Raw genomic sequence first — 3692 nt, forward strand, 5'->3', positions numbered from 1 at the left:
GGAGAATTGGCATGAGTGAAAATGAAGAAACGATGAGGTATGTCCCAACAACCTGTCCGTATTGTGGTGTTGGATGTGGACTCAACCTCGTAGTAAACAAGGGAAAAGTTGTTGGTGTTGAGCCCTATAAGCGGTCACCCATCAACGAAGGGAAGCTCTGCCCAAAGGGTATGACCTGTTGGGAATTTGTGCATAGCCCTGACCGCCTGACAAGCCCGATGATCAAGAAGGACGGAAAATTTGTTGAGGCAAGCTGGGACGAGGCACTGGATCTCGTTGCTTCCAAGTTCAAAGAGACCTATGAGAAGGGTGGTCCAAAAGCGCTTGGTTTCCAGGTCTCGTGCAGAACTCCAAATGAAGAGTGTTATGCCCTTCAGAAACTTGCCCGTATTGCTTTTAAGACGAATAATATTGATAACTGTGCCCGTATCTGCCACGGTCCTTCAGTTGCCGGATTATCTCTTTCATTTGGTTCGGGTGCTGCCACAAACCCGTTTGAAGATGTATTACACTCAGATCTGATTTTAATGGTAGGATCAAATGCAGTTGAAGCTCATCCTCTTGCAGGCAGACGTATTGCCCAGGCCAAATTAAAGGGTATCCCCGTTATTGTAGCTGATCCACGTTTTACTCCCACTGCTCGTCTTGCGGATGAATGGCTGCAATATAACCCCTCGACTCATATCGCCCTCATCAACTCGATGATGTATTGGATCATCAAAGAAGGAAAACATGATGCAGAATTCATCGAGAAACGGACGAAAGGATTTGAGGACCTGAAGAAGACGGTTGAGAAGTATGCCGATGTCGAGTCTATTACCGGTGTTCCTACTGAGAGGGTAAAGGAGCTTGCACTCAAGTATGCCGCTGCAAAGAATGCGGTTATCATCTACTGCCTTGGTATCACCGAACTGACGACCGGTACTGACAACGTCCGTTCACTTGGGAATCTCTCGATGCTCTGCGGTAATATCGGCCGTCCGGGTGTCGGTGTAAACCCTCTTCGTGGACAGAACAATGTTCAGGGTGCCTGTGATATGGGTGCATATCCGAATGTCTTCTCAGGATACCAGAAATGTGAAGATCCGGCAACCCGTGCAAAGATGGAGGAGCTCTGGGGTGTCACCGGTCTTGCATCTGACTATGGTGTTACGCTCACCGAGCAGATCACCCAATGCGGCGACCCGATCAAGGCGATGTATATATTTGCTCTGAACCCTGTCGTCTCGTATCCCGACTCAAACCATGTGATGCGTTCCCTTCAGAAACTTGACTTCCTGGTTGTTCAGGATATCTTCTGGACAGAGACCTGTGATTATGCCGATGTGGTGCTTCCTGGTGCAAGCTTCGCCGAGAAGGATGGTACATTCACGAGCGGTGAGCGCCGTGTCAACCGTGTGAGAAAAGCGGTCAATCCACCCGGTGATGCCAAGGCCGACTGGGAGATCTTTGTGATGCTCGCAAAGAAGCTTGGCATCCATGGCTTTGACTTCACTTCAGCAGAAGATATCTGGAATGATGTCCGGAGAGTCACCCCATCAATGGCTGGTATCAGCTATGCCCGTATGGAAAAACCCGAATCTGTCCACTGGCCATGCCCGACTGACGTCCATCCCGGTACACCAATCCTGCACCGTGAGAAGTTCTCGTCCGCAGATGGACTTGGCACATTCTTCGGTCTCGAACACCGTGAACCTGCAGAGGTTGCTGATGCTGAGTATCCGTTCACCCTGATGACAGGCCGGATCATCTTCCACTATCATACCCGGACACAGACCGACCGGTGTGCCGCGCTGCACTATGATGCTCCTGAAGGTTTTGTCCAGATGAATGTGGATGATGCAAAGAAACTCGGAATCAAAGACGGTGAGAAGATTCACCTGAGTAGCCGCCGTGGCGAGACCGACACAATTGCCCGTGTCGGCACCGATGTTGCTCCGGGCGTGCTCTATATGTCGATGCACTATGGTAATGCTCCGGCAAACATGCTGACCAATACTGCTCTTGATCCGCTCTCGAAGATGCCGGAGCTGAAGCATTGTGCTGTTGCTGTCAGGAAGATTGAGGAGGCTGCATAACATGGTTACAAAAGGCGATATGGTCTATGCATGGACCCCGGACTCCGGACTTCTTGAAAAAGCCGAATGCGGTGGTGCCGTAACAGCACTGCTGAAATCCGCCCTTGAGAATAAGGTTGTTGATGCGGTTCTTGCCATCAGAAAGGGTGTTGATCTCTACGATGCGGTTCCGACAATCATAACTGACCCCAAGGAGATTGGAGGATCAGCTGGCTCACTCCATTGCGGGACGACTCTTGTCTCAAAACTGATAGTGAAGTACCTGGGTGGCGCATCCAACCAGAAGCTCGGTGTTACAGTGAAAGGCTGTGACTTGATGGGTATTCTTGAGCTTGCAAAGAGGAATCAGCTTAAACTTGACAATCTGCTCCTGTTCGGTGTCAACTGTGGAGGTACTGTTCCCCCTGTTCCTGCCAGGAAGATGATAACTGCTAAGTTTGGTGTGGATCCTGCCGATGTCGTTAAAGAGGAGATCGACAAGGGCCAGTTCATCATCATGACAAAGGATGGTCAGCACAAAGGTATCTCTATTGACGAGCTCGAAGAAGAGGGATATGGCCGTAGGAGCAACTGCCGCAGATGCCTCTATAAGGTTCCACGACAGGCAGATCTGGCTTGTGGGAACTGGGGTGTCATCGGTGATAAGGCCGGTAAGGCCACCTTTGTCGAATTTTGTTCAGAGAAAGGTGCAAAATTAGTTGATGCCGCTGTCAAAGCAGGTGCACTTGCAACCTCCTCAGCAGATCCGAAGGGTATAGCAATTCGTGGAAAGGTTGAGAACGCCATGTTCAAACTTGGTGAGAAGTGGAGGAAGCATGATTTCTCGGCGATCTCAGAGAACCTCTGGGATGTTATACGAGATGAGACCTCACGGTGCATCAAATGCTATTCATGTATTGATAACTGTCCGGTCTGTTCTCCAATAAAAATTGAACTCACATCGGGAACAACGATGGTTCCTGTTGGGTATCTTCCCCCAAGTCCGATGTTTCATATGCGCAGGTTCGCCCATATCTCGGACTCCTGCATCAACTGCGGTCAGTGCGAAGAGCTCTGTCCGATGGAGATCCCGCTTGCACTCTTCTCCCATGCGGTCAGAGTTGAGGCGGATGCTACCTATCACCCAAAACTTGGGTCTGCCCCATATAAAAACTGATATTCCTGTGATGATAGTTGTATGGATAGATGGTACAATATCTGAGAAAAATATTTACCCTCCCTTTTTTTGTTGTCTCAAATTACCTTGTTGTGGTATGAAAATTATCCCTCCTGCAGCCTTAGAATGATCATTTTTTAAGGAATGTTCATTAGAAGACTTGAAGAAAAAATTACGTTTTGAGCCGCTATCGTGTATTGTCAACTATATCAATTTTACTTATCATCTATAATTGGTACTTTATGTTTATATATTTCGGCGATAGAGATTATATGATCTGAATTAGGCATCCCTCTGGTGCCTGTAGATCAATAAACGGAGAATTGGCATGAGTGAAAATGAAGAAACGATGAGGTATGTCCCAACAACCTGTCCGTATTGTGGTGTTGGATGTGGACTCAACCTCGTAGTAAACAAGGGAAAAGTTGTTGGTGTTGAGCCCTATAAGCGGTCACCCA

Annotated in this window: 3 protein-coding genes; all 3 read left to right on the forward strand. The window is 48.4% G+C overall.

What is annotated here, in order from left to right:
* Nucleotides 1-11: 11 nt before the first annotated feature.
* Complete coding sequence (fdhF, locus tag Q7V06_RS01770; protein ID WP_304837184.1) at nucleotides 12-2078, forward strand: formate dehydrogenase subunit alpha; 2067 nt, start codon at nucleotides 12-14, stop codon at nucleotides 2076-2078.
* A gap of 1 nt (nucleotide 2079) precedes the next feature.
* Nucleotides 2080-3234, forward strand: coding sequence for a Coenzyme F420 hydrogenase/dehydrogenase, beta subunit C-terminal domain (locus Q7V06_RS01775; RefSeq protein ID WP_304837181.1), 1155 nt, complete (start codon nucleotides 2080-2082; stop codon nucleotides 3232-3234).
* A gap of 328 nt (nucleotides 3235-3562) precedes the next feature.
* Nucleotides 3563-3692 (forward strand): hypothetical protein (locus Q7V06_RS01780; RefSeq protein ID WP_304836260.1); only part of this gene is annotated, 130 nt, incomplete at its 3' end.

Source organism: Methanocalculus sp. (assembly GCF_030651615.1).
Taxonomy (GTDB): Archaea; Halobacteriota; Methanomicrobia; order Methanomicrobiales; family Methanocorpusculaceae; genus Methanocalculus.

Coding starts and splice junctions, on each gene's coding strand:
- Q7V06_RS01775 (WP_304837181.1), top strand. CDS start 2,080: ATGGTTACAAAAGGCGATATGGTCTATGCATGGACCCCGGACTCCGGA.
- fdhF (WP_304837184.1), top strand. CDS start 12: ATGAGTGAAAATGAAGAAACGATGAGGTATGTCCCAACAACCTGTCCG.